Origin of the sequence: uncultured Pseudoteredinibacter sp. (genome assembly GCF_947502065.1) — a bacterium.
Lineage (GTDB): Bacteria > Pseudomonadota > Gammaproteobacteria > Pseudomonadales > Cellvibrionaceae > Pseudoteredinibacter.
In genome coordinates, this window is sequence record NZ_CANMYE010000001.1 from 1432993 (window position 1) to 1459164 (window position 26172).

Annotated in this window: 22 protein-coding genes; 12 read left to right on the forward strand and 10 right to left on the reverse strand. The window is 46.8% G+C overall.

Features of this window, described 5'->3' with window-relative positions; genetic code table 11:
* The first annotated feature begins 24 nt into the window (after positions 1-24).
* From Q1A41_RS05960 to Q1A41_RS05980, 5 genes are all read left to right on the forward strand, one after another.
* Entirely contained in the window at positions 25-423 is a 399-nt protein-coding gene (locus Q1A41_RS05960) for a VOC family protein (protein ID WP_299975851.1), read from the forward strand.
* 99 nt (positions 424-522) lie between these two features.
* Positions 523-1575, forward strand: coding sequence for a potassium channel family protein (locus Q1A41_RS05965; RefSeq protein ID WP_299975853.1), 1053 nt, complete (start codon positions 523-525; stop codon positions 1573-1575).
* Between the two features lie 53 nt (positions 1576-1628).
* Complete coding sequence (locus Q1A41_RS05970) at positions 1629-2045, forward strand: DUF350 domain-containing protein (RefSeq protein ID WP_299769338.1); 417 nt, start codon at positions 1629-1631, stop codon at positions 2043-2045.
* A 19-nt stretch (positions 2046-2064) separates the two neighbouring features.
* Positions 2065-2655 (forward strand): DUF1190 domain-containing protein, encoded by a 591-nt coding sequence (locus tag Q1A41_RS05975; RefSeq protein WP_299975855.1) that lies wholly within the window; start codon positions 2065-2067, stop codon positions 2653-2655.
* Entirely contained in the window at positions 2655-3821 is a 1167-nt protein-coding gene (locus Q1A41_RS05980; protein WP_299975857.1) for a glutathionylspermidine synthase family protein, read from the forward strand. Before Q1A41_RS05975 ends, Q1A41_RS05980 begins: the two co-directional genes overlap by 1 nt.
* On the opposite strand, the gene Q1A41_RS05985 is transcribed toward Q1A41_RS05980, so the two are convergent.
* The 3 genes from Q1A41_RS05985 to Q1A41_RS05995 form a co-directional block, all read right to left on the reverse strand.
* Positions 3818-4747 carry a glycosyltransferase family 2 protein gene (locus Q1A41_RS05985; RefSeq protein ID WP_299975859.1) on the reverse strand — a complete coding sequence of 310 codons (930 nt, stop codon included), beginning with the start codon at positions 4745-4747 and terminating at the stop codon, positions 3818-3820. The two genes, Q1A41_RS05980 and Q1A41_RS05985, sit on opposite strands and share 4 nt — an antisense overlap.
* Positions 4740-5351 carry a tRNA isopentenyl-2-thiomethyl-A-37 hydroxylase MiaE gene (gene miaE / locus Q1A41_RS05990; protein ID WP_299975861.1) on the reverse strand — a complete coding sequence of 204 codons (612 nt, stop codon included), beginning with the start codon at positions 5349-5351 and terminating at the stop codon, positions 4740-4742. Before miaE ends, Q1A41_RS05985 begins: the two co-directional genes overlap by 8 nt.
* 103 nt (positions 5352-5454) lie before the next feature.
* A complete protein-coding gene (locus Q1A41_RS05995) occupies positions 5455-5910 on the reverse strand; it encodes a DUF1289 domain-containing protein (RefSeq protein WP_299975864.1) in 456 nt (151 codons plus the stop codon).
* 237 nt (positions 5911-6147) lie between these two features.
* On the opposite strand from Q1A41_RS05995, the gene Q1A41_RS06000 reads away from it, so the two are divergent.
* The 3 genes from Q1A41_RS06000 to Q1A41_RS06010 all read left to right on the forward strand — a co-directional run bounded on the left by Q1A41_RS06000 (position 6148) and on the right by Q1A41_RS06010 (position 12624).
* Positions 6148-6369 (forward strand): hypothetical protein, encoded by a 222-nt coding sequence (locus Q1A41_RS06000; protein ID WP_299975866.1) that lies wholly within the window; start codon positions 6148-6150, stop codon positions 6367-6369.
* A 480-nt stretch (positions 6370-6849) separates the two neighbouring features.
* Positions 6850-9474: a bifunctional aconitate hydratase 2/2-methylisocitrate dehydratase gene (gene acnB, locus Q1A41_RS06005; protein ID WP_299975868.1), complete on the forward strand. Its 2625-nt coding sequence runs from the start codon at positions 6850-6852 to the stop codon at positions 9472-9474.
* Positions 9475-9768: 294 nt separating this feature from the next.
* A complete protein-coding gene (locus Q1A41_RS06010) occupies positions 9769-12624 on the forward strand; it encodes an EAL domain-containing protein (RefSeq protein ID WP_299975869.1) in 2856 nt (951 codons plus the stop codon).
* Positions 12625-12754: 130 nt separating this feature from the next.
* Here the strand turns inward: Q1A41_RS06010 and Q1A41_RS06015 are convergent, their stop codons facing one another.
* From Q1A41_RS06015 to Q1A41_RS06025, 3 genes are all read right to left on the reverse strand, one after another.
* Complete coding sequence (locus Q1A41_RS06015; protein ID WP_299975870.1) at positions 12755-14092, reverse strand: SPFH domain-containing protein; 1338 nt, start codon at positions 14090-14092, stop codon at positions 12755-12757.
* A gap of 242 nt (positions 14093-14334) precedes the next feature.
* On the reverse strand, positions 14335-14460 hold the full coding sequence (locus Q1A41_RS06020) for a hypothetical protein (RefSeq protein WP_299975872.1): 126 nt from the start codon (positions 14458-14460) through the stop codon (positions 14335-14337).
* Positions 14461-14649: 189 nt separating this feature from the next.
* Positions 14650-15249, reverse strand: a complete 600-nt coding sequence (locus Q1A41_RS06025; RefSeq protein ID WP_299975874.1) for a TetR/AcrR family transcriptional regulator — start codon at positions 15247-15249, stop codon at positions 14650-14652.
* A 144-nt stretch (positions 15250-15393) separates the two neighbouring features.
* Here Q1A41_RS06025 and Q1A41_RS06030 point away from each other — a divergent pair, with 144 nt between their 5' ends.
* From Q1A41_RS06030 to Q1A41_RS06040, 3 genes are all read left to right on the forward strand, one after another.
* Complete coding sequence (locus Q1A41_RS06030; RefSeq protein ID WP_299975876.1) at positions 15394-16236, forward strand: crotonase/enoyl-CoA hydratase family protein; 843 nt, start codon at positions 15394-15396, stop codon at positions 16234-16236.
* A gap of 10 nt (positions 16237-16246) precedes the next feature.
* Positions 16247-16642, forward strand: a complete 396-nt coding sequence (locus Q1A41_RS06035) for a nuclear transport factor 2 family protein (RefSeq protein ID WP_299975879.1) — start codon at positions 16247-16249, stop codon at positions 16640-16642.
* A 63-nt stretch (positions 16643-16705) separates the two neighbouring features.
* Entirely contained in the window at positions 16706-18727 is a 2022-nt protein-coding gene (locus tag Q1A41_RS06040) for an NADPH-dependent 2,4-dienoyl-CoA reductase (protein WP_299975881.1), read from the forward strand.
* A gap of 72 nt (positions 18728-18799) precedes the next feature.
* On the opposite strand, the gene Q1A41_RS06045 is transcribed toward Q1A41_RS06040, so the two are convergent.
* From Q1A41_RS06045 to guaB, 4 genes are all read right to left on the reverse strand, one after another.
* A complete protein-coding gene (locus Q1A41_RS06045) occupies positions 18800-19381 on the reverse strand; it encodes a thymidine kinase (protein ID WP_299975882.1) in 582 nt (193 codons plus the stop codon).
* A 7-nt stretch (positions 19382-19388) separates the two neighbouring features.
* Positions 19389-21227, reverse strand: a complete 1839-nt coding sequence (locus Q1A41_RS06050; protein ID WP_299975883.1) for an alpha/beta fold hydrolase — start codon at positions 21225-21227, stop codon at positions 19389-19391.
* An 88-nt stretch (positions 21228-21315) separates the two neighbouring features.
* Complete coding sequence (gene guaA / locus Q1A41_RS06055; RefSeq protein ID WP_299975885.1) at positions 21316-22893, reverse strand: glutamine-hydrolyzing GMP synthase; 1578 nt, start codon at positions 22891-22893, stop codon at positions 21316-21318.
* 74 nt (positions 22894-22967) lie between these two features.
* A complete protein-coding gene (guaB, locus tag Q1A41_RS06060) occupies positions 22968-24443 on the reverse strand; it encodes an IMP dehydrogenase (RefSeq protein ID WP_299975887.1) in 1476 nt (491 codons plus the stop codon).
* Between the two features lie 325 nt (positions 24444-24768).
* Here guaB and xseA point away from each other — a divergent pair, with 325 nt between their 5' ends.
* Positions 24769-26112, forward strand: a complete 1344-nt coding sequence (gene xseA / locus Q1A41_RS06065) for an exodeoxyribonuclease VII large subunit (RefSeq protein ID WP_299975889.1) — start codon at positions 24769-24771, stop codon at positions 26110-26112.
* The last annotated feature ends 60 nt before the right edge of the window (positions 26113-26172 follow it).

Genomic DNA, 26172 nt, shown 5'->3' on the forward strand with positions numbered 1-26172 from the left:
ATGGTTTAACCAAGGAGCGCAGCCATGCAGGCTCAATTAAGTTGCATCGACCATGTACATATATTCACCAACGACAGGGATAAAGCCTGCGATTGGTATTGCCAGCATCTAGGTTTTGAGATCGACACACGTTATCAAAGTTGGGCTGAAGACCCAGCAGGCCCCCTAACACTGCTAAATGGTGAAATACATCTAGCACTGTTTAAACGCGATAACGCTATTCAATCGCGCCATATCGCCTTTGGCTGTGACGCTAAAAATTTCCTTTTGTGGCGCGAATATCTTAGCTCAATTGCAGCGCTTAAAAGTTGTAGCGATCACCATTTATCCTGGTCACTCTATTTCGAAGACCCCTGGTCCAACCAGCATGAAATCACTTGCTATGACCATCACGCGATTCGATCAATGATTTCTCAATCTTAAGGCAATTACGCAGCAGTCGATTGCCACTTTTTAGCGACTTCTACCGTCTAAGGCTCATGTTATACTTGAGCCTTTATCAACAGAGATCGCAAATTCACCATGCTGCTATTAAGTCGCCTACGTCGAATCATCCTAAAGCACTTTATGGATTTGGGTTGGCGCAGTATGTTGCTCATCATCGCTTGCTATATTGGCAGTGTTTGGATATTGCTCTACGCGGCGGACGAAACCCAACTCTTAGCGGCTGATAGTTTTTTCTATTGGCTATTGGTTACCGCTTCAACAGTGGGCTATGGCGATCTTTCGCCCACTAGCGCAAACGGCAAATTGATTACGGCCTTCTATGTTATCCCTCTGGGGCTAGGCTTATTTGGTCTAGCGATTGGTCGAGTTGCTGCATTTATGTCCTATCAATGGAGAAAGTCTGTGCAAGGTTTAAAGCCTATAGATTGTAGTGGCCATATTTTAGTCGTCGGTTGGAATGAAAACCGTACACTGGAATTAATTAAACTGCTACTACGGGAGATGGAACATCAGGCTGACAAGCGTCGAGTTATACTCTGCGTCAAAGCTGATATTGAAAACCCGATGCCCGAACATATAGGCTTTGTAAAGGTCAACAGCCATAGCAAAGATGAGGAAATGGACCGTGCCTCTGTTGCTCAAGCGGCCAGTATTATTATTGACAATAGCGACGATGACGCCACCATGACGGCGGCTTTATACTGCACAGGTCGGAACCCCGATGCCCATACGATCGCCTACTTTAATCAAGAAAAACTGGGGCAGCTGCTAAAAAAACATTGTCCGAATGTTGAGTGCATGCCTTCGGTTGCCATTGAAATGATTGCTAAATCGACCATGGACCCGGGCTCCAGCGCACTTCATCATGAGCTTTTGGATGTCGACCAAGGCATGACCCAATACTCGATCATCTATAATCACAGCAATAGCAGCTCTGTAGCCCACATCTTCCCTTACCTAAAAGCCGAATATGAAGCGACACTTATCGGCATTAAGCACGGCGATGATCAGAGACTAAATATTAACCCTTGCTTGAGCGAAGAAATCGATAGCGGCGATCGACTGTTTTATATCGCTGACGAGCGAATCGAAAATATTGATTGGCAAGCGGCGCAAAAAAGTCAGTAAGGCCTCGTAACTTTAAATTCCCAACAGAACATCATTTTTAGGTGGAAAGATAAATGGATGCAATAATTGAATCACTAAATGGTTTTAGCAGCTTTTTAGTGTATTTTGGCTTCTCTATTGGCCTTTTTTTAGTCTTTAAAATTCTGTACACCTTAATTACCCCTCACGATGAGTGGCAGTTGCTCAAAGAGCAACGCAATACCAGTGCGGCTTTAGGATTGGGCGGTGCACTCATTGGCTTTGCCATAGCTTTAGCCGGCGCTGCTAGCAACTCTGTGTCTATTCTGGACTATGCTATCTGGGCAATTATTGCGCTTGTCGCCCAGCTTATTGCCTTTGCTCTTGTTCGTTTTGTTTTGATGCCGAAATTAGTAGAGCGTATTGAGAACGACGAAATCTCCGCCGGTATTATTTTGGCCTCAATGTCTATCGCCGTTGGCTTAATCAATGCCGCCTGCATGAGTTATTAAATACCCATTGGAGATAACGATGAAACGAAGCAAAAATGTCGATTTATCCCGTATGCGAAAGGCTTGGCATTACCGAGCGAAACTTGCGCCTTCGCTTGCGATTATCGCAGCGGGCGGCAGTTTAAGTGGTTGTGGAGAAGATGTAGAGGTATTTTCAACGCTAGGTGATTGCGAAAGTCGTTACCCATTGCGAAGTGAGGAGTGCCGCTACAGTTACCAGCAAGCTCTACAAGACGCCGATCGATACGGGCCACGCTACACCAAAGAAAGCGATTGCGAATTCGATTTCGGCCAAGACACCTGTCGCGAACGTGAGCTTGATAGCCGTGTTTGGTTTATGCCCTATATGGCAGGCTTCGCAATGCACGATGACGACTATCGACGCAGTGCGCCCTTTTTTAGCTCTAGGAAACGCGGCTCCCCTCTATATAAAAAGTGGGTCAACTCTCAAGGTTCTATTTTGGGGCGACAGCAATTCGGCCCGCAGAATATTTCCAGCAGCGCGTTTAATAAAGGTAGCAGCTCCCAACGCGTTTTTGGTCGCGGCGGCTTTGGCAAGCTTGCGGCGAGCAAAGCGCGCTCTGGCGGCAGCTTTTCCAGAGGTGGCTAATGCGTAGGATTTCAATTCCAGAAAGGCAAAACTGGAAAGCGCTCGCCGAGGATTATGGCTTTCACTTCCACACTATGTATGGCGAGCCTTACTGGGACGAATCCGCTTATTATGAATTTACCCTAGAGCAAATCGAAAACGATCTTGAGGATCCCAGTGAGCAACTACAAACGCTTTGCCTAGAGGCCGTAGATGAAGTATTGCAACGAGAATCCTGGCTAAAAGAATTTCAAATACCCGAGCAATACTGGGATTGGATAAAGCTATCTTGGGATCGTAAAGACCCCAGCCTCTATTCTCGCTTTGACCTTTGCTATGACGGTAAGAGCCAAGCCAAGCTGCTGGAAAACAATGCCGATACACCAACCAGTCTTTATGAAAGCGGATTTTGGCAATGGCTATGGTTAGAGCAACTGATCAATAAGGGCTCCCTTACCGACAATAGCGATCAATTTAACTCCCTACAAGATAAGCTTATTGAACGCTTTCGCTTTTTTAAGCAGCACTACAACATCAATGAGATGGCCTTTAGCAGCTGCTTAGATACCGAAGAAGACCGAGCAACCGTACAGTACTTACAAGATTGCGCGAAGGAAGCCGGCATTGAAGATCGCTTTTGCTATGTCGAAGATATCGCGACTAATGAGCAGCAACAATTTTGTGATCCAGAGGGGCTTAGTTTCAATGCTATGTTTAAACTCTACCCTTGGGAATTTATGTTGCGCGAAGAGCTAGGTTCGAAATTGCTCCTGGATCAATGCCAATGGTTTGAGCCCCCCTGGAAAGCGATTCTGTCTAACAAGGCCATCCTTCCGGTATTGTGGCAAATGTTCCCTGGCCACCCACATTTACTGCCCGCTTATTTTTCTGAAAAAGAAGCCTCTGAAAAGCTCACAAGCTACGTTAAAAAGCCTATCTTTTCTCGCGAAGGTGCCAATATCAGCATAATCAAAGACGGGGAAGAGATTGCAGCTTCCTATGGCCCGTATGGCGAAGAAGGATTTATTTACCAAGAGTATCAAGCGCTACCTAGATTTGGCGATAGCTACACCCTTATTGGCTCTTGGATAGTAGGTAATCAAGCAGCGGGGATATCTATCAGAGAAGATAGCGAGCTTATCACTCAAGATTTATCACGCTACCTGCCCCATGTAATTAAAGGCTAGAGCTTTCGAACAATACGATAAATAAGCTTCTGAATTAAACCCGCACGTACGCTAAGCAAAAGCGAAAATCGTAATACAGAGCGCTGGTAAAAGCTCAACGAGTTCCCATGCTGACTCATAAAAGCTTTAGATTGATCACAAACATAGCCCAGGTCATGGCTTGTAAAAAGCAAAATATACATCTTTTTAAGGATACCCAAATTGGGACTTAGGCCAGCCTTGTGCTTGGCGCCAAGCGTATTTGCTCCATGTTGACGATACTTCATTAGTGGCTGCCTAATAAACACTATCTTACCAAAGGACTGAGCTATCAAAGCTAACCACCAGTCGTGCATTATTGCCCTTTCTGGAATCGGCAAAGACTTTTCTAACAAAGGCTTATTGAAAAGCATCGTACAACCGGTAACAGAACTATTGATTAATGACCTGCCGAATAAATTATGACCAGGTAGCAAACCCTGATATTCGCTCAAACTTTTAGAAATAAGGCCTAGCTTGTCATCTACCACTTCGAGCTCGGAATGAACTAAAACTGGATAATCTCCTGACTCTGGAGCCAATGTTTTTATCGCTTCAATAGACATAGAGATCTTATTTGGCAACCACACATCATCCTGGTCGCAAAACATAAAGTAATCAGCTGTTCGATCAGATTTAAGAAAATCCTGCATTAAAGATGCAAAACTCCCACAAGGCTTTAAGTTTCGCTCTTCACCTTGTAGCCACAAAAACTGCGTAGGGTATCTGGAAATATAGTCTTGAATAATATCGCGAGTACCGTCGCTAGAGCCGTCATCCCTGCAATACACACAGAAATCCTGATGATCTTGAGCCAACAAAGAATCGAGTTGGGCGTTTAGAAACTCAGCGCCGTTATAGCAACTCAGAAAGATTGCGACAGTACTATTTGCAGCGCCCTTACTCACCTGTTAGCGGCCCACTATGAAAACGAAACTCAGAATCCCCACTCTCAACGAGCTCTTTGTCAAGCGCTAGAAAAATATCCACTCGTTCGTCAATAGGCTCGCCAGCCGCCGCTTTTTTCGCCAAGCCTAAGTAATCTTGATAGTGGCGCGCCTCAGACTTTAAAAGGGAAAAATAGAACTTTTTAAGCTCCTCATCAAGGAATGGTGCCAGCTTATTAAAGCGCTCACAGGATCGTGCCTCGATGATGGCCCCCACAATTAAGGTATCAATCAAGCGTCCTGGCTCATGAGTACGAATGGGCTTGCGAAGCTCTGCGGCATAACGCGAAGCCTGAATCTGCGGGTAAGCAATGCCACGTGATTCCATGATTGCTATCACCTGCTCAAAATGACGCAGCTCTTCACGCGCTAAACGAGACATCTTGTTGAGCAATTCAAAGTCATCGACATAGCGGTACATTAAGTTCATCGCCGTACCGGCGGCCTTTTTTTCACAATTAGCATGATCAATCAGCATAAGATCTTGCTGTTGCAAAGCCTGCTCTATCCAGGTATCTGGGGTCTCACACCATAAAAAGCTGTGAATTTCACTGAGGTCAACCATGTAATTTTCTAAGTTCCTTTAGGACGAATACCGGCGAATTAGCGCGGCGTTTAAATATTTGATTCAGATAGCTGATACTTTTTCTAGTGTTAATTAGCCCACATTACTCGTCATCCACTTTGCCCGGAGCAATATAGCGATCGTAGTAAGCACAGGATAAAGCATAATAGTCTTGATCAATCGCGTCCTTGATTTCAAGCAGGGACTTGTCCTTCCAAGCGACTTGTAATTGCAAACCAAATTCCTCGGGTTCTACTTGTGAGGCCCCTGCTTTTAGCAAGTTAAATACCCAGCAATGAGGATCCTGCTGATCATCTATGCGTATATTTTGATGTTTTATCTGAAGCTGTAACTTCTCAGGGTCTTTGACAGTGACTTTATTGGCAACAACCTGCTGCAAGAAGCTTTCTAAGCGCTGGGCAATAGTACGGCGTTGCTCTTCACTGTAGGCATTCCAGTCGATAACTTCATGGCTAAAGCGCTTGCAGCCCCGGCACACGTCATCCCCTAGGCTCGCTGAGCAAACACCAATACAGGGGGTACGAACACGCTTTAGCATTAACTGTTTTCTCCGCAAATAAAAAGCGCGCACCTTATCCGAGCGCGGCTTAAAAATAAAGCCCCCTATAACGGCGGCCCTATCGAATCAGCCTATTTTAAAGCACATTTGGCCATCTTGTGGGCATTACAAGGATGAGGCAAAATTTGTTCAAAATCATGGCGATACACAAGCGACATACCCTATCATAGCTTGACCATTCCCTTGGGTACTAATTGATCGAATTACGGAGCCAGCATGAGCGGTGAATACAATACGGCACAAACTTTAATCGAAAATGCCTTAACAGAAGCAGACAACAGCGCCAACTCTTCGGCCGATGCCCTAAGCCAAGCCTTATTGGGTGTGCTGCTGCAATCTATGGCCAAGCAACGTGGAATTGCCGATTTGAAGAGCTTTATAGATTTTCAGCTGGAAAACCTCGATACCGACGAGATTGTAGTTACTCGAGGCTGTTAAGAATCTTTTTTGAAAGCTTCCTTCGCCCTAGCAATGTGATGATTAAAGCCATTACTGGCTTCAGCTAAGTACACCCATGTACATCAAGCGCATTACGGGCCGCGCAAACAACAACCCGCTATACGACAATAGCGGGCTCGACCAAACGCTAATTGCCCATCCTTGCCATTTTTTGCACACTTATTCTTTGCTAACAGATTTTTTATCCTAAGTTTTCAGCGACTTAGCGTTGCGAAGAGTCCATTAGCTGTATGCCAATGGTCAAATATCAGGCAGCTTTCATTAGCCGCTCAAGCGTGCTAGCTTAAGTTTAGCCGCTCGATTCGGACGATTAGCCTTTTACTTGTTTCGGCTGCCTAATAAGGTGGCAGCCTTACTGTAAAGAAAATCGGCCACAATCAAGCAAACACTTGATCAATCAAAGCAAGCTACCCATAGATCGTAAAAGCGACAGTCCACCCGGAATTGAGGATAACAACCGTGCTTGAAGCTTATCGTAAACATGTTGAAGAACGTGCCGCCCAAGGTGTACCACCCAAGCCTTTAACCCCGGAACAAACAGCGGGTTTGGTGGAATTATTGAAAAACCCACCTGCGGGCGAAGAAAGTGCATTAGTAGACCTAATAACTAACCGTGTTCCGCCGGGAGTTGATGAAGCCGCCTACGTAAAAGCTGGGTTCTTATCTGCAGTGGCCAAAGGCGAGGCTGTAAGTCCACTGATCAGTGCCGCTAAAGCTGTAGAGCTCTTAGGTATGATGCTGGGTGGCTACAACATCTCTACCTTAGTGGAGCTGCTAGAGGACGCCAATCTTGCCGTATTGGCAGGCGAGCAATTAAAAGGCACCCTGCTGATGTTTGACGCCTTCCACGATGTGGAAGAGAAAGCTAAAGCGGGTAATGAGGTTGCCAAATCGGTAATGCAGTCATGGGCTGATGGCGAATGGTTCACCGAACAGGACAAAGTGCCCGAAAGTATCAAGATGGCCGTGTTTAAGGTTACCGGTGAGACCAATACCGATGATCTATCCCCCGCGCCCGATGCTTGGAGCCGGCCTGATATTCCTCTACACGCACGTTCGGCCTATAAAATGACTCGCGACGGTCTAAAGCCAGAAGAGCATGGCGTCACCGGCCCCATGGACCAAATCGAATCCATTAAAGCCAAAGGCTTACCAGTAGCCTTCGTAGGGGACGTTGTCGGCACTGGCTCCTCCCGTAAATCGGCCACTAACTCTGTTTTGTGGTTCTTTGGCGATGATATGCCTGGGGTTCCCAATAAACGCGGTGGCGGTGTTTGCATCGGCGGTAAAGTCGCCCCTATCTTCTTTAACACAATGGAAGATGCCGGCGCATTGGTATTTGAAGCCCCAGTAGACAATTTGAAAATGGGCGATGTGATTGAAATACGCCCCTATGACGGCAAGATTCTATCTGAGTCTGGTGAGGAACTATCAGAGTTCGAGTTTAAATCCGATGTTATCCTTGATGAGGTTCAAGCGGGTGGGCGCATCCCCTTGATCATTGGACGTGGTTTGACCAGCAAGGCGCGAGAATCACTTGGCCTGCCGGTTTCCGACATCTTCCGCCAGCCAGAAACCCCAGAAGAAACTAATGCAGGCTTCTCTCTTGGTCAAAAAATGGTCGGCCGCGCTTGTGGACTGCCCGAAGACCAAGGCGTTCGACCTGGCACCTATTGCGAGCCAAAGATGACCACTGTCGGATCACAGGATACTACTGGCCCCATGACTCGAGACGAGCTGAAAGACTTGGCCTGCTTGGGATTCTCTGCCGATTTAACAATGCAGTCCTTCTGCCACACGGCGGCTTATCCTAAGCCTGTTGATATTAGTACTCAGCACACCTTGCCAGATTTTATTATGACCCGCGGTGGCGTTTCACTGCGCCCAGGGGACGGGGTCATTCATTCTTGGCTAAACCGCATGTTGCTTCCCGACACCGTTGGTACCGGTGGCGATTCTCATACTCGCTTTCCAATGGGTATCTCATTTCCAGCGGGCTCAGGTTTAGTGGCCTTCGCAGCGGCAACCGGTGTTATGCCGCTCGATATGCCCGAATCTGTATTAGTGCGCTTCAAAGGTGAAATGCAGCCGGGCATTACTCTGCGAGACCTCGTGCACGCGATCCCCTATTACGCCATCAAAGAGGGCCTATTAACCGTAGAAAAGAAAGGCAAGAAAAACATCTTTTCTGGCCGCATTCTAGAAATCGAAGGTCTGACAGGCTTAACGGTAGAGCAAGCTTTCGAGCTGTCTGATGCATCGGCAGAGCGTTCCGCAGCTGGTTGCACCATCGAGCTAGAAGAGGACTCTGTTAAAGAGTACCTGAATTCCAACATCACCCTACTTCGATCCATGATTGCCGACGGCTATGGCGACCCTCGCACTTTAGAGCGTCGCGCCCGAAAAATGGAGCAATGGCTAGAAAAACCAAGCCTAATGAAAGCAGATCCTGATGCCGAATATGCAGCCATCATCGAAATTGACCTGGCGGACGTTAATGAGCCGATCGTTTGCTGTCCAAACGACCCAGACGATGCCAAGCTTCTGTCCGAAGTCGCCGGTGATGAGGTTAATGAGGTCTTTATCGGCTCATGTATGACCAATATTGGTCACTTCCGTGCAGCCGGCAAGCTGCTAGAGCAGCATAAAGGCGGTATCTCAACACGCCTATGGTTAGCGCCGCCCACAAAAATGGACGAGCACCAGCTCATGGAAGAAGGCTATTACAACATTTTTGGTCGCGCTGGCGCGCGTATGGAAATGCCTGGCTGCTCCTTATGTATGGGTAACCAAGCTCGCGTTGCCGCTAACAGCACTGTGTTATCGACCTCTACCCGTAACTTCCCTAATCGCCTAGGCGATGGCGCGAATGTTTACCTAACCTCCGCTGAGCTTGCCGCTGTAGGATCCATCATGGGTAAACTGCCCACCCCCGCGGAGTATATGGAGTACGCTAAAAATATCGACTCGATGGCTGACGAAATTTATCGCTATTTAAACTTTGATCAAATTGCTGAATTCCAAGCTAAACATGATGAAGGCAAGAAAATAGCGGCGGTAGAAATTACAGAAGTTTCGCTGTAACGACGACTTGAAAGCCTAAAGCCCATGCCTTAGTGGCGCTTTAGGCTTTCTTCGCTATACAAGGGCCATCTTGGCCTAGTAATGGATATTACTAAATCGCTTATTGTGAACACGATAGACCATAATAAATACTGCTACCCCCCTGCGCATTCTGTTACTTTTCATCGCATTTCGCATTTAAGGCTATAAATACCTAGTTTTTTTTGTGTATTAATTGTCTATGCACCTATAATTAGATTTGCCTAATGCTTTTGTAGTAGATCGGCTAGCAGGTTTTAGTCTTGGTAAAGCGGTATGAAGAACTGGACGACTCAAAAAAATAATATCCAAATCATAGTAGCGACAGCATTTATACTCCTTATCGCTGGCGGTGTCTGGGGCATGATTGATCATCAACAAGGCTTTATGCGCCAACTGATACAAGATCGCCTACGTGACTACAATCTGGCCTTCTGGGAGTCAGTAGCACAAGATGCAGACGACCTATTTCAGATTACCCAAGAACAAAAAGCTGCCTTTATCAACAAAGACCCAAAGCTAATTAGACATCAGTTAGCCGAGACCTTTCCCGCTCTCAACAGCACAAAAAAAGTCCACCACTTAGCCTTTTACGGTAAAGATACCAAATTACAAGGCTTACAAAACCAACAAGGCTTGCAACTCGACCGCCACAGCTTACAACTGTTAAACCTACCTGGAGCACCGTCGGAGTGGCATATAGAGCTTTCAACAAGAGGCGAAATGCTGCTGTGCGTATTGGATGAGATAAAGGTTGATGGCACGGTACATGGTTATCTCGAGGTCGCCAAACCAGCCTCCGAGAAGATGCTGGGCCTCGCCAGACAGTACAATATATTTTCTTTAATTGCCGCTTCTAAAACTCGCCCTATCATAGGCGACACTGATGCCAGTATTGATTTTAGCGATCTCAACAAGGGCGACTTTGCCGTTATTCATAACGATTTCAAAGAGCTATCCCTGATTGAACTGCAAGAAGAACAAGGTTGGTTAGCAAATATAAAACAGATCCGCTTCCACTACCAAGGCCGCGAGTACCAGGGCAGCCTAAGAAAAGTTTTTGACAGCAAACAACGATTGGCCATGATCCACATGGCAGCTATCGACATCACTGAAATGATGGCCGCTCACAAAAGAAAACTAGCCATTTTCATAGGGCTGGCATTATTTTCATTCACCCTACTAAGTTATGTTGTTATTCGTTACCTACGCGCCGTTGAAAGAGACCTAAACTCTACCTACGCATCATTAGCCAACGAAGTGGAAGACCACAAAAAAACCGAGTCCCAGCTAATAGAGGCAAAACAAGGCTTAGAGTACCGCATTACTGAACGAACTACAGAGTTAAGACGACTGAATGAAAAGCTTCGAGATGACCTAAAGACTCGGCATAGCATGCAGCAAGCGCTAATGGTAAGCGAAAGACAATACCGGACCCTCTTTGACCATTCTTCCGATGCGATGATTTTGCTAGAAGATGGAAATCCAAGCCTTTGCAATACCGCTGCTGTCGAACTTATAAAGCTAGAAAGTCACAACCAAATCAAAGAGGTCGACCTTTACGATCTGCTGGCTGAAGACACCGATAAAAATAATGGCTTTCGAAGCCAATTTATCCGCACCCTAGGCTCGAGCATCTATGGGCAACCCTTGAAGCATGAGTGGCGCTGTAAAGATTTTGAAGGCCGCGAGTTCTTCGCCGATATCACGCTCAGCAAAATACCCTCTGAAGATCATCGACGCCTAGCGCATTTAACAATTCGGGATATCACCGAGAAAAAAGAAGCTGAGCTAAAAATTTCTAGCCAGGCTTACTACGATTCCCTTACCAGCTTGCCCAATCGTAACTTATTTATGGACCGACTCCACCAAGCAGTGGCTTTTGCCGATCGCAACCAATGCTACGGTGCCGTTCTGTTTATGGATCTAGATAACTTTAAGTATATCAATGACTCGCTTGGCCACGCCGTAGGCGATGCCGTTCTTATTGAAGTCGCCAAGCGCTTAAATGCCAGCGCTCGCAGCCAAGATACGATTGCAAGATTTGGTGGCGATGAGTTTGTTATGTTGATACCCGCCAATTTCGCCAATAAGCGTATGGCAACTATCAACACCCAGAAGATTGCCGAAAAAATACGACGCACCTTTTCACCGCCAATAAACCATCAATCCCATGAGTTTCACCTCACTCCGAGCATAGGGGTAACCTTATTTAACTCTAATGAGACCGCCGTTGCGGATATTTTAAAACACGCCGACACGGCTATGTACCAGGCCAAGAGCCTAGGTAAAAACTCTATTTGCTTCTTCGAATTAGAAATGCAGCGCAGTATCGATCAACGATTACGTTTGGAAAGCAAAATGCGCGAAGCCATAAAGCGAAACGCCTTTGAATTGCGCTTTCAGCCCAAAATCGGTCAACAAGGAGATATTATTGGCGCTGAGTCTTTATGCCGCTGGCAATTACCAGAAGGCGATTGGGTCTCTCCTGTCGAGTTCATTCCTATCGCTGAAGAAACCGGGCTTATAACAGAACTTGGCAACTGGGTTTTCGAAATGGCTATTGCAACATTAGCCGAAATTCAACAACAGCACCTCAGTAAGTTTACGATGTCTATCAACGTTAGCCCTTTGCAAATCAACCAAAGCAATATTGTTAGGCAGCTTTTGCATACCTGCACACATCATCAGGTAAAACCCTGCGATGTCACTCTAGAAATAACCGAAAGCGTATTGATGCAAGACGCCAAATCCACTGAGGAAAAATTACGCCGATTGAAATCACATGGCTTCCAAATTTCAATTGATGATTTTGGAACAGGTTACTCCTCACTCGCCTACTTAAAGCACCTGAGCATTAACGAACTAAAAATCGACCGTTCATTCGTATCCGATATAGGCCAAGACCCTGATGACGACGCGATTGTAGAAACTATCTTAGCCATGTCGCGCCACTTGAAGCTAAGCGTTGTTGCCGAAGGGGTGGAGAACGAGGAACAACTACGGTTTTTACAGCGTCACAGCTGCGAACAATACCAGGGCTTTTACTTCAGCAAGCCTCTCAAAGAGGCTGAGCTAATGGAATTCATTAGCAACAAGCAACAACATTCAGCAAGTGAAATAAGTATCTAGTACTTAAGCTATTGCCCAAATGACAAAGCGCCAGAGCCAAACTATGGCGACCTAATAAAATGATACGCAAAAGAAAACGGCGGCAAGCTAAAAACAGCTGTACCGCCCTATTTTAGTCTTTAAGCATCAATTACTTTTTGCTATCGACTTCACGCTGATAGTTTAAACGTTTAGCGGCATCCAAAGTAAGCATTTGCATAAAGGCGCGAGTCTCAGAATCACTGCCAGTTGGCGCGGATCCAGAGCCGAAAACATTGGTTGGAACCTTACGGCGTGCAAATGCATCCGCCCACAGTTTTTGAATTTCTATTTCAGCCTGCAGCTTTTGCGCTAGCGCATTATCTGCCTGCAAGATCACCTTTTTCTGGTAAGCCTCTGCATCTGCCAAGGTTTTCTGGGTCTCCGCTTCTACTCGAGCCTTCTCAAGATTGATCTTGGCGGTTTCTGCAGCGATGGTGGCCTCCTCTCTTAGCTTGGTGGCCTGTGTAATTGCAAGTTGCTTTTCGGTTTCCGCCTCTGTCGTTTTTTGAATCTGTTCTACCTTGGCACTGGCTTGGCGCTCTGCAACCTCACGCTCACCTTTGGCAATGGCCAGCAAACGCTGCTCTTCTTCCTGAATCCTCTGCTCGCGTGCAATCGCACGATCAGCCGACGCTTTCTGCTTCAAGCGCATGCGCTCAACAAATTTATTGTTTGGCTTGATATCCGTGACGCGAGCATCAACCACAGAGATTCCAAACTCGGTAAAGCGTTGCTTTTTACGACGAGCTTGACCATCTTCTCCAAGAACTTTATTAACAACAAAAATTGTTTTTGACTCGTCCCCATATTCTTGCTGCTGGGTACCTAGAGCAGCATTCGCTGACCCCGAAACTTTGCGCTGTGACTCAACTGAAACTTCTTCACGGCGCACTAGATAAATACCCTGAGCCATCTGCTGCTCAAATTCAGAGTTAAACTCAGTACGACCACCGGAATAGTATTCTTCGGCACTCATTAAGGAAGCATTGGCTTGCAAAGTTTCTTTGAAAGCTGGTATTAAGGCTGTTCGCAATAGGTTTTCTGGTGAACGGTACTCATGGGCAAGGTTCAAAAAGGCCTCTTCATCTGAGGGGATGGAATATCGCACGGTTGCCTGCGCATGGGCGTCTACTTGATCTAAAAACATGATGCTAAGCGGCGGTAAGCTTGCACTGGTTTCGCTGCTTTCTTTCTCAGCGTTCACCTGATCGCCCATGGTTGCGGCAGTCGCCTGTACAGTCATAGCACGCTTCCAGGCATTCCAGCGCCCAAGGATAAACAAGTGATAGCCCACATCAGTGACAACCTGCTCATCACCAGTTACCGTACGTACATGATAGATGTAACCCGGCTCAGCATAAAAAACAGATTTTCGGAGCAATAACAGCAATGCCAGTACGACAATTGCGATAACAATATATTTTGGGGATAAGCGATCTTTGATCATCGGCTGTTCCTTTTATTCACCGAAATGAAATGATGCAGAAAAGAAACGCTAAGTTACACGGTAAATCAAAGACTTACCAGCGTACCAGATCACTATTTAAGGTCATTGAAAGAACAGCCAAAGGGCCGCCAAGGGAATGGCCACCTAAAGCCATAGCATGAAAAGCAATAAAGCCCACCGACTATACAACTCAGCCTAGCCGGTGGTATTGCCCGAAGGCAAAACTGTTTACTCAGATCGATCTACTTACCGCTCTTCTTAATGTCATCTTTTACGTGATTGTACATAAAACGGCCTATGTACAAGGTGATTACAGTTGTAGCAACAACAATAGCAACTCCGGCAATTACAGCATCATCAAAATACATGGCTAGTTCCTCTCACAGTTGATAGGTATTTCTGTTTTGATCTTGTATAAGCACATACTAAAACAAGATACACAGAGGATATTGATACGGATCAATTACAGCCCTTGCTGCTTGCGAAGCAAAGAGTCAGCTTTAGCTTTATTTGAGCTAGATCAATATTTGATTCAGAAGGAATGACTACATAGCCGCTTAAACTTTAAAGAAAATTGTTGCGGCAGCACTACAAATGGCTTCTTGGGCCTTTTTATCAACATAGATACCATCGATTAGCAAGCGGCTGATCCCGTGAAGACTGCTCCAACTCACCTGCGCAAACCTAAGCGCACTAAGCTCTTGGCCAATATGACCGCTGCGCTGCCAGCGCTGAACCCGCTCAACATAGCGTCTAAAATAGCCTCTAGATTCTTGCGCGAATTGCTCTGGGGGGGTATTGCCCTGCCACACCTCGCTACCGAACATCAAATCGTAATACTCTGGGTGCTCAACTGCCCAATTAACATAGGCATTAACAAATTGCATGACCTGTGCTTCAAATGCCGCTTCACCTTGACATTCTGCGGCATCAATTGCCTCGGCCTGCAAAACAAAACCTCTATGGGCAATAGCACTCAGCAAAGCCTGCTTGTCTTCAAAGTGATGATAGGGAGCGCTGCGCGAGACGCCTACTTTGTCAGCCAGCTTGCGCATAGAAAGTCCGTTAACACCTTCTAGACGTATTATCTCAACGGCAGCCTCTTCTAAAGTGCCCTTAAGATCGCCATGGTGGTAGCTTTTTTTCGCGGTTGTCATTTCTACCCTACTTGCTGTCTATACGAACCAATAACTGTCTTTACGAACCGGGACAATGTATCAGCACATCTTGACACTGTCAAAATAGCACCGTAACCTGAACACATCCATCTTGACAGTGCTCAGTTAACCGGAGTCAGAATAATGAAATACAGCACCTTTAGCGTCACCATCAACGATCATATTGCCCATATCGAACTAAACCGTCCCAATGAGCTGAATACTATGGTTCCGGCATTTTGGCGAGAGCTGCCTGAGGCGGTCAGAAAAATTGACCGAGAAGCTGCCGCTCGAGTGATCGTAATCTCCTCAACGGGCAAACACTTTAGCGCCGGCATGGATCTAGCGGTATTTACCAGCGGTGGACTAGATGAAGATGCTGAACTAGGCCGCAAGCACGAACGCCTTCGCCATATGGTATTGGAACTGCAAGACAGTTTTAGCGCCCTCGAAAACTGCCGAATTCCCGTTCTGGCGGCCATTCAAGGTGGCTGTATTGGTGGCGCTGTAGACATGACCACCGCCTGCGACTGCCGCTACATTACTGAAGAAGGCTTCTTCACTGTTTACGAGACCAAGATTGGTATGACCGCCGATGTTGGCACTCTGCAGCGCCTGCCAAAGTTAATTCCAGAAGGCCTAGCCCGTGAATTGGCCTACACTGGACGTCGTATGTATGCCGATGAGGCCAAGGCATGCGGCCTAGTTAATCAAGTATTTAGCGATCAGCAAACCATGCTCGATGAAGTGATGACGATCGCCAAAGAGATGGCAGCAAACTCTCCACTGGCGGTTAGTGGTTGTAAAGAGATGATTAACTACACCCGTGATCACAGCACCGCCGATAGCCTGCGTTATATGAGCATTTGGCAAACCGGCATGTTCCAGCCGCAAACCGATATGATGGAGTGCTTCACGGCCAAAATGGAAAAACGTGAGCCCGAGTTCGCCGAGCTTTGCAAAATCGGTCCGGCCATCAAGGAGTAAGGAGATCACCATGAGCGATCTGAGACTGGCCAAATGGCACGAGGTTGTTGCCCAAGGCAATACTGAGTTATTGACTGAGCTATTGCATCCAAATATGGAGTTTCACTCCCCTACTTTCTGGGGCGCGAAAGAAGGCGGCCATGTTGCGCACTTTATCCTTTGCCAAGTATTGGATATTTTTGAAGATTTCGAATATCACCGAGAATGGATCGATGGCAATAACTTTGCGCTGGAGTTTAGCTGTAAAGTTGAAGACAAAAAAATCAAAGGCATTGATTTAATCCGCTGGAATGATGAAGGCCAAATAATTCACTTTGAAGTTATGGTAAGACCATTAAACGGTTTAGCTCGCCTTGCCGACCTAATGACCCAACGATTCGTTGATGCCGGATTTATTAAAAAGTAATACCTAAAAATTATATTAAAAGGCTGCCTAAGACAGCCAAACGATTAGCTAAAGGTAAGAAAGATGACTCAACATTTTCCTAAATTAATGGAGCCCCTTGATCTTGGCTTCACCACCTTAAGAAACCGCTCGCTAATGGGCTCAATGCACACCGGCTTGGAAGAAGCACCGGATGGCCATGCTCGCATGGCAGCCTTTTTTGCCGAGCGTGCACGTGGCGGCGTAGGCCTTATCGTTACCGGAGGCTTCGGGCCAAACGATCGCGCCGCGACGCATGAGCACACCAAAAGTCTTAAAACCGAAGACGATGTAAAAGATCATTTACAGATTACCGAAGCTGTTCACGCAGAAGGCGGTAAGATTTGTATGCAGATTTTGCATACCGGCCGCTATGCCTTTAATGAGAACCCCATCGCGCCTTCCGCAATTCAAGCGCCAATCAACCCGTTTAAGCCCTCTGCTGCTACTGAAGATGAAATTGAACAACAAATTGTCGACTTCATTAACACCTCTGTACTCGCACAAAAAGCTGGCTACGATGGCGTTGAGATCATGGGCTCTGAAGGCTACTTTTTAAACCAGTTTTTGGCGGCACGTACCAATCAGCGCGACGATGATTGGGGTGGTAGCTATGAAAACCGCATGCGCTTGCCGGTCGAGGTGGTAAGACGTGTTCGTGAAGCAGTAGGTGAAAATTTTATTATTATCTACCGTTTATCGATGCTAGATCTTGTTGAAGGCGGCAGCGATTATGAGGAGATCGTAACACTGGGTAAAGCCATTGCCGAGGCCGGTGCAACGATTATTAATACCGGCATCGGCTGGCATGAAGCACGTATTCCGACTATCGCCACTAAAGTTCCCCGTGCTGCATTTACCTGGGTAACGGCCAAGTTCAGAGATGAATTACCGATCCCAGTGGTAACCTCTAACCGTATCAATACACCAGAGGTCGCCGAAGAAGTATTAGAGCGCGGCGATGCCGACATGATTTCCATGGCTCGCCCTTTCTTAGCAGATGCCGACTTTATTGCTAAATCAGCCGCCGGAAAAAGCGATGAAATCAATACCTGTATTGGTTGTAACCAAGCCTGTTTAGACCATATCTTTAGCGGCAAAATGACGAGCTGCCTAGTAAACCCGAGAGCATGCCATGAAACCGAGTTAAACCTGCTTCCAACGAGTAATGTTAAAAAGCTCGCCGTTGTTGGTGCCGGCCCGGCTGGCCTGGCTTTTGCAACATCCGCTGCTAGCCGTGGGCATGAGGTGACTTTGTTTGATGCAGCCGATGAGATTGGTGGACAATTCAATATTGCTAAACAAGTCCCCGGCAAGGAAGAGTTCTATGAAACCCTGCGCTACTTTGATAAGCAAATTGAGCTAACCGGTGTTAGCGTAGTATTGGGCAAAAAAGTAAGTGCTGAAGATCTAAACGAAGGCGACTACGATGAAGTTATCATCGCTACGGGCATCAGCCCTCGCACACCAGATATTCCTGGTATCGACAGCCCGAAAGTACTGAGCTATTTGGATGTGTTAAAGCACAAAAAACCCGTTGGTAAAAAAGTGGCGGTTATTGGTGCTGGCGGTATTGGTTTTGATGTATCGGAATACCTTGCACATTCAGGCGAAGCGACCAGTCAAAATATCGAAGCCTTTATGAAAGAATGGGGTGTCGATATGAGCCTGCAAGCACGTGGTGGCATCGAAGGCGTACAAGCTGACGTTACCCCACCAGCACGTGAAATTTATCTATTACAGCGCAAAAACTCTAAAGTTGGCGGTGGCTTAGGTAAAACCACTGGCTGGATTCATCGCACTGGCCTTATTAACAAAGGAGTGAATATGATTCCAGGCTGCCAGTACGATAAGATTGATGAGCAAGGTTTGCACATCAGCCACGGGGATAGCAGCCAGGTATTAGATGTCGATAACATCATTATCTGTGCCGGCCAGGAGCCTCTACGTGAGCTAGTTGACGGTTTAAACAAGCCGCACCATCTAATTGGTGGCGCCGATGTGGCAGCTGAGCTGGATGCTAAACGTGCCATCGATCAAGGTACGCGCCTGGCCGCAGAAATCTAAGTAAACTCATTACAACTATTGGGTTTGGCGCGTTCTGCGCTAAGCCCAAATTGTCACACTAGCCTTCCCACATTAACCTTCCCAAACCAGCTCAGCAAAGTGCTTACGACACATAGATTCGTAGCTATCATTGCCACCCACGTGAACCTGCTCACCTTCTCTAACAACACGACCGCTCTCGTCTCTACGAACCACAAAATTCGCCTTGCGGCCGCAATGGCAGATCGTCTTTAACTCGACCAGTTTATCGGCCCATGCTAGAAGGTAATGACTACCGGCAAAGGTCTCGGCTAAAAAATCCGTACGTAAGCCATAGGCTAATACCGGAATATTTAACTCATCGACAACTTTGCACAATTGCTTAACTTGGGATTTCGATAGAAACTGCGCCTCATCAATAAAGACGCAATTCATCGCACCTGCACTATGCAAAACACTGATGGCCGAGAATAAGTCGGTTTCATGTTGAAACAAGTGTGCATCGGCATGTAAACCAATTCTGGAGCTGACTTTACCGCGACCATAGCGATCATCTAAGGCCGCGGTAAAGATTTCCACATGCATGCCGCGCTCTTTATAGTTATAAGCCGATTGCAGCAATGCTGTAGATTTACCCGCATTCATTGCCGAGTAATAGAAATAAAGTTGAGCCATAAATCCATCAGTTAATTAAATGTTCACCCAAAAACTTATCGATTTCTGTAAACGTCGCCAACTCTTGGGCATTGCTTGAGCGCCAATGTTCGCCGCCTTTTAACTCGATAAACTTCACCACGCCTCCATTCTTTTTCACCGCCCTTTCCATCCGACGACTGTGTTCGGCATCGGCCACTGCATCAGTTTCAGCATGAACTAAAAGTAGCGGCGCCTTAATATTTTCAGCTAGATGTACCGGAGATACCTGCTCAGCTTCTTCTCGATCATTAAGAGTTTCACGCTGCAAACCTTTAAACAAGGCAGTATCTCGAATATCTCTCCTTAACAAGGGGAAATCCAAGACTCCATTGATACTGATACCGCACTTAAACAGTTTGCCATCTCTCGCCAAACCCATCGCAGCGGCATAACCACCATAGGAATAGCCCATAATACAAATATTACCTTTTTCAGCCACACCTTTTTCTAGCAGCCAAGACACGCCATCTGCAACATCATCCTGCATAAGCTTGCCCCACTGTTTCATGCCAGCTTCACGGTGCTTACTACCAAAACCTGTAGATCCCCTAAACTGCGGCTGAAAAACGGCGATCCCGCGAGAAGTTAGCATTTGAACCAGAGTTTGATAACCAGAAAAATCTCGCGCATGTGGTCCACCATGTACTAACACAACCGTTGGCGCCGCTTTATTGGCACTTTGCGGCACACTTAAATAGGCTGGCACCTTGTAGCCATCACGAGCCGCATAAACGACTTTCTGTTTTTTGCTGCCGTTGAGCTTCTCAAGCTCTGGGTATTGTGAAGCTAAATATTGCAACTGCCCTGTCTTGGGGTAATACAAGTGGTATTTCATGGGCTTGTTACCACGCTCAGACTTCAATACCAACACGCTTTTATCCCGACTACGGCTGACTACCTGAAAATTTTCACCATCTAACAGAAAGGCCACATCCTCTTTGATTCTCTGCAAGTCTGGGTCTACATATTCAGGGCCGTATTCACGAGTTATAAGATTAAACTCTCTCAGCGCCGGCGTACTGTCAATTTCATCAAGCCCAGAAGACTTCTCACTCGCCACAAGTAGCGTATCTTTACTATCCGGCTTCATACTGACAGGGACTATTCGATCGGTATCAAAAAAGTTCTTCTTTTCAAATACACTCCATGCTGAGCCTGTTTCGTTTCGAAAAAGCACTTCGGCATGTTTACCATCTTTTCCCTTTTCTAAGCGCCCACCGACACGAAGCTCCCCCCAATCATCGGCAAGCCAATAAGAAACCTGATCCGGGTTATCTTGTACTCGAGTTCGAACGCCCGTTTCCAGATTAACCTTGTGCACTATGGGAGATGCCCAATTGTTTGGAGAATCATCTAAGCTAAGCAAAACATGATCGTGGTCGTCCTTCATTAAGCTAATCAAGCTTGGGTTACGCTTATAAAAACCTTTACGATTAGGCTTCGCCTTATAGAATATAGGGTCTGTTCCGTCACGCTTGACGCTGCCTATTGTTGAAAGAATGATGACATAATCACGTATTTCGCGGGTTTTGCGAACGCTCAATAATAATCGCTCGTCGTTAGCCCACTTAAACCAGTTAATATAGTACTCACCATCCGACAAACGCGTCAGCTTGGCCTCAGGGTCTGCAAGATCCCGCATTACGATAAAGCTATTTGTCCCATCGGACATTTTGGCCGCTAAGTATCGACCATTGGGTGAGATCTCGGGATTGGAAAATCTAGGCAGTTTTGCAAATTCAGCGACATCAACAACTGAGCCCGATGATGTGCCGCTATGTAAAAAAGCAATCAGTAACAACGATATCCAGACAGTGTATTTCATAAGCATCCCTTCATATTATACTTCACACATCAGATCAAAGAAAAAAGGGAGCGACCAGCGCTCCCTTTGAAACTGGCTTACAATCCAGTTACTCCCATTCGATGGTTGCTGGCGGCTTACTTGAAACGTCGTAAGCCACACGAGATACACCGGATATCTCGTTAATAATTCGATTGGAGCAACGTTCTAGTAAATCATAAGGCAAATGCGCCCAGCGTGCTGTCATAAAGTCCACGGTTTCTACGGCCCGCAAGGAAACAACCCACTCATATCGGCGACCATCCCCAACCACACCAACAGATTTGACCGGCAAGAATACCGCAAATGCCTGACTAGTTTTGTGATACCAATCGGCTGCATGCAATTCTTCCAAGAAGATGGCATCTGCTTCACGTAAAATGTCAGCGTATTCCTTCTTAACCTCACCCAGAATACGTACCCCCAAACCTGGCCCCGGGAATGGATGGCGATAAACCATATCGTAAGGCAAGCCTAACTCTAAACCAATTTTACGAACCTCATCTTTAAACAGTTCACGTAATGGCTCAACTAACTCGAAATCCATATCGTCAGGTAAGCCACCAACATTATGATGGGATTTAATAACATGGGCTTTGCCAGTTTTTGCTGCAGCCGACTCGATCACATCAGGGTAAATGGTGCCCTGAGCCAACCACTTAACATTTTGCAGCTTGGCAGCCTCTTGATCGAAAACCTCAATAAAGGTATTCCCAATAATTTTACGCTTGTCTTCAGGGTCAGCAACGCCTTGCAGCTTACCAAGGAACAAATCCTCAGCATCGGCGCGAATCACTTTTACCCCCATGTTCTTGGCGAACATATCCATCACCTGATCGCCTTCATCTTTACGAAGCAGGCCATTATCTACAAACACACAGGTTAATTGATCACCGATTGCTTTGTGCAATAAAGCGGCCACCACTGATGAATCGACACCACCTGATAGACCAAGAAGTACCTTATCCGTACCCACCTGCTCTCTTACTTTCTGGATGGCATCTTCAACAATATTGGCTGGATTCCAAAGTGCTTCACAGCCTGAAAGCTTGAGCACAAAATGCTCAAAAATACGCTTGCCCTGCAAAGTGTGCGTCACCTCAGGGTGAAATTGAACACCATAAAAATCACGCTCTTCGCAGTACATACCCGCAATTGGACAAGAATCCGTGGAAGCCATTAGCTCAAAACCTTCCGGCATTTCGCTAACTTTATCGCCGTGACTCATCCAAACATCCAGCAATGAGCCACCATCGTGATCAACATGATCGCGAATGTCATTCAATAAAGCTCCGCGGCCATGCACTTTAATTTGTGCATATCCAAATTCACGCAAATCAGAGGTGCTAACCTTACCTCCAAGCTGCTCGGCCATGGTTTGCATGCCATAGCAAATCCCCAATACGGGGACACCTAAGGTAAATACACACTCTGGGGCGCGAGGTGACTCCCCTTCGGTAACCGACTCAGGGCCGCCAGCTAGAATAATTCCACGAGGATCGAAATCTCGGATTTCTTCCTCGCTCATATCAAAAGCACGAATCTCAGAATAAACACCAATCTCGCGCACACGACGTGCAATCAATTGAGTGTATTGAGAACCGAAATCCAAAATCAAAATGCGTTGAGCATGAATATCGTGAGTCATAGAACTGTCTTGTCGCCTAATAAACAAAAAAGGCCAGCCCGAGAGCTGACCTATAGATCAATAATCATTTAGCCTTAGCGGCCACCCACCGGATAATTGGGCGCCTCTTTGGTTATTTGAACATCGTGCACATGGGATTCACCCATTCCAGCGGCGGTAACCCTTACGAACTCCGGCTGAGTGCGCATAGTATCGATAGTGCGAGAGCCCGTATAGCCCATGGAAGAACGTAGACCACCCATCATCTGGTGAACAATTGCTGACATTGGGCCTTTATAAGGTACGCGACCTTCAATACCTTCTGGAACCAACTTTTCAGCTCCTTGACTGGCATCCTGGAAGTAACGATCAGAAGAGCCTTGAGTTTTGGCCATAGCTCCCAAAGAACCCATACCGCGATACGCTTTATAGGTACGCCCCTGATACAACTCAACTTCACCAGGTGCCTCTTCGGTACCCGCAAACATGGAGCCCATCATCACACAGTGGGCGCCGGCTACAATTGCTTTAGCAATATCACCAGAAAAACGTACACCACCGTCAGCAATAACCGGCACATTGGTATCTTTAAGGGCATCCACTACGTTAGCAATTGCCGAAATCTGTGGCACACCAACACCAGATACAATTCGTGTGGTACAGATGGAGCCTGGGCCAATGCCCACTTTAACACCATCGGCCCCCGCCTCTACGAGCGCCTTGGCAGCCGCCGCAGTAGCGATATTGCCGCCAATCACTTGCACATCAGGGTAATCGGTCTTAATTTTACGTACACGATCAAGTACATTTTTAGAGTGGCCATGGGCCGTATCTACAACCAGCAGATCAACGCCGGCCGCGATTAAAGCGGCAACACGATCATCGGTATCAGGGCTTGTCCCCACAGAAGCGCCAACTCGCAAACGGCCTTCAGGATCTTTACAAGCGTTTGGATACTGCTCAGCCTTGGTAATGTCTTTAACAGTGATCAAGCCGGTTAACTCAAAGTTATCATTAACCACCATGACTTTTTCAATACGATGACGATGTAGCAAAATTTGCACTTCATCTAACGGGGCACCTTCGGAGACAGTTACCAACTTGTCTTTAGGTGTCATGATGTCCGCTACAGTAGCGTCTAAATTAGGTTCAAAACGCACATCTCGCGCAGTTACAATACCTACTAGGTCGCCATTATCCAGCACCGGAAAGCCTGAAAACTTATTCTCTACTGTTAAAGCAACCAGTTCGCGGATCGTTGCCGATGACTCAATAGTAATAGGGTCACGAACCACGCCAGCCTCAAATTTCTTAACGGCGCGTACTTCAGCAGCCTGGCCTTCTATGGTCATACTTTTATGGATGATACCAATACCACCCTCTTGGGCGATGGCAATAGCTAGACGAGCTTCTGTTACGGTATCCATTGCGGCCGAAACCAGTGGGATATTTATCTCAATCTCACGGCTAATGCGTGATTTTAAGCAAACATCTTTTGCAGTGATCTCTGAATAGCCTGGAACCAGCAATACATCATCAAACGTTAAAGCTTCTTGTGCGATACGCAACATTGTTTCGAAGAACCTATATAAAAACGGTGTATAAAAAACAGCGCCAAAATCGCCTTGTGGGGCTATTAGTAACTATGCCAATAGCTAGAAGCTTCGGCAAAGTTCGATAGGACTACAAGGTGATGGTATGGCTTTAGATAACCGTCAATTATATAGATTTTCTCACCCTGGGTAAACATACGTCATCAAGCTTTGGCGCCCCCGCAAGCCTGGCTAGCCTGCCCTTTGCTTCAAGCTGTTCAAATAAACAACAAGCCAAGCCAAATATGAAATTCAAAACCCTAAATACTGTGCTCTCGCCAGTCGATCCCCTACAATATGCCCTATGAATCAATCTCAAAACAAACAAGTCCTTAGCGTCAGTCAGCTAAACCGTAAAGCCAAGCAACTTCTCGAAACCCACCTCCCCTTAATTTGGCTGGAAGGTGAGATTTCTAACTTGGCCAAACCATCCTCTGGACACTGGTATTTAACCCTTAAAGATCAGGGGGCCCAAGTACGTGGCGCCATGTTCAGAAATCGCAATCAAACGCTGCGTTTTAGCCCTCAAAATGGCGACAAAGTCATCGTGCGGGCAAGAGTAAGCCTGTACGAAGGACGAGGCGACTATCAGCTGATTGTCGAACACATGCAGCCTGCGGGCGCAGGGGACCTACAAGCGCAGTTTGAAGCCTTAAAAGAAAAGCTATTCAAGCAAGGCCTTATGGCTGCTGAGCGCAAACGCGCACTCCCCTCCCATATCGGCAAAATAGCCCTTATCACCTCGCCCAGTGGTGCAGCGGTAAGAGATGTGTTGAGCGTGCTGAAAAGGCGCAGCCCCAGCACCGAGGTGACCATATTACCCTGCCAAGTCCAAGGTGATATGGCTGCCAGCCAAATTATCAGCGCCATTGAGCTGGCCAACAGGCATCAGTGTGCCGACGCGATACTGCTTACAAGAGGCGGTGGCTCACTGGAAGACCTATGGGCCTTTAACAATGAAGCACTGGCTTATGCCATCACAAATAGTGACATCCCTGTTATTTCAGCAGTTGGCCACGAAGTCGATTTTACGATCGCAGACTTTGTCGCCGACTTGCGAGCCGCAACCCCTTCGGCGGCAGCCGAACTGCTCAGTCAGGATCAAGAAAACCAACAGCAACTGCTATTGGGCAATGCCGTATTACTCGGCCAAGCCTGCCAGCGAAAGATCGCCACCGAAAAGCTCAAGCTTGAACAGCTATCACGGCGCCTACGCCATCCCGGTCAAATATTGGAACAACAGAGCCAACGTCTAGACAACCTAGAGATTCGCCTGCAACAAAGCTGGTCGAACCGTTTGGCCCTGCAACAGCAAAGGCTCGCAGGCGTACAGTTGCGCTTTGAGCAACAACACCCCAAGCAGCAACTTGAGGAGCTACAGCAGACGGTAAACAAGCAATCCAAAAACCTATCCCAACTTATAAACAACCGCCTGCAAAAACTACACATGTCTCTTAGCGCTCCGGCCGGCAAGCTACAGGCTTTAAGTCCATTAGCGGTATTACAGCGTGGATTCAGTATTAGCCGCGACAGCAAAGGTAAGATTATTCACAAAACAGCACAGACAAACACCGGCGATCTTATCTCGGTTCAGCTGGGAGACGGAAAATTAGACTGTCAGGTGGCAGCGATACACACAAGCAAGTAGACTTGCAAACTATGAGGCCATGTCATCAAAGTGTTGCATAGGCCTGATTTAATATGGCGT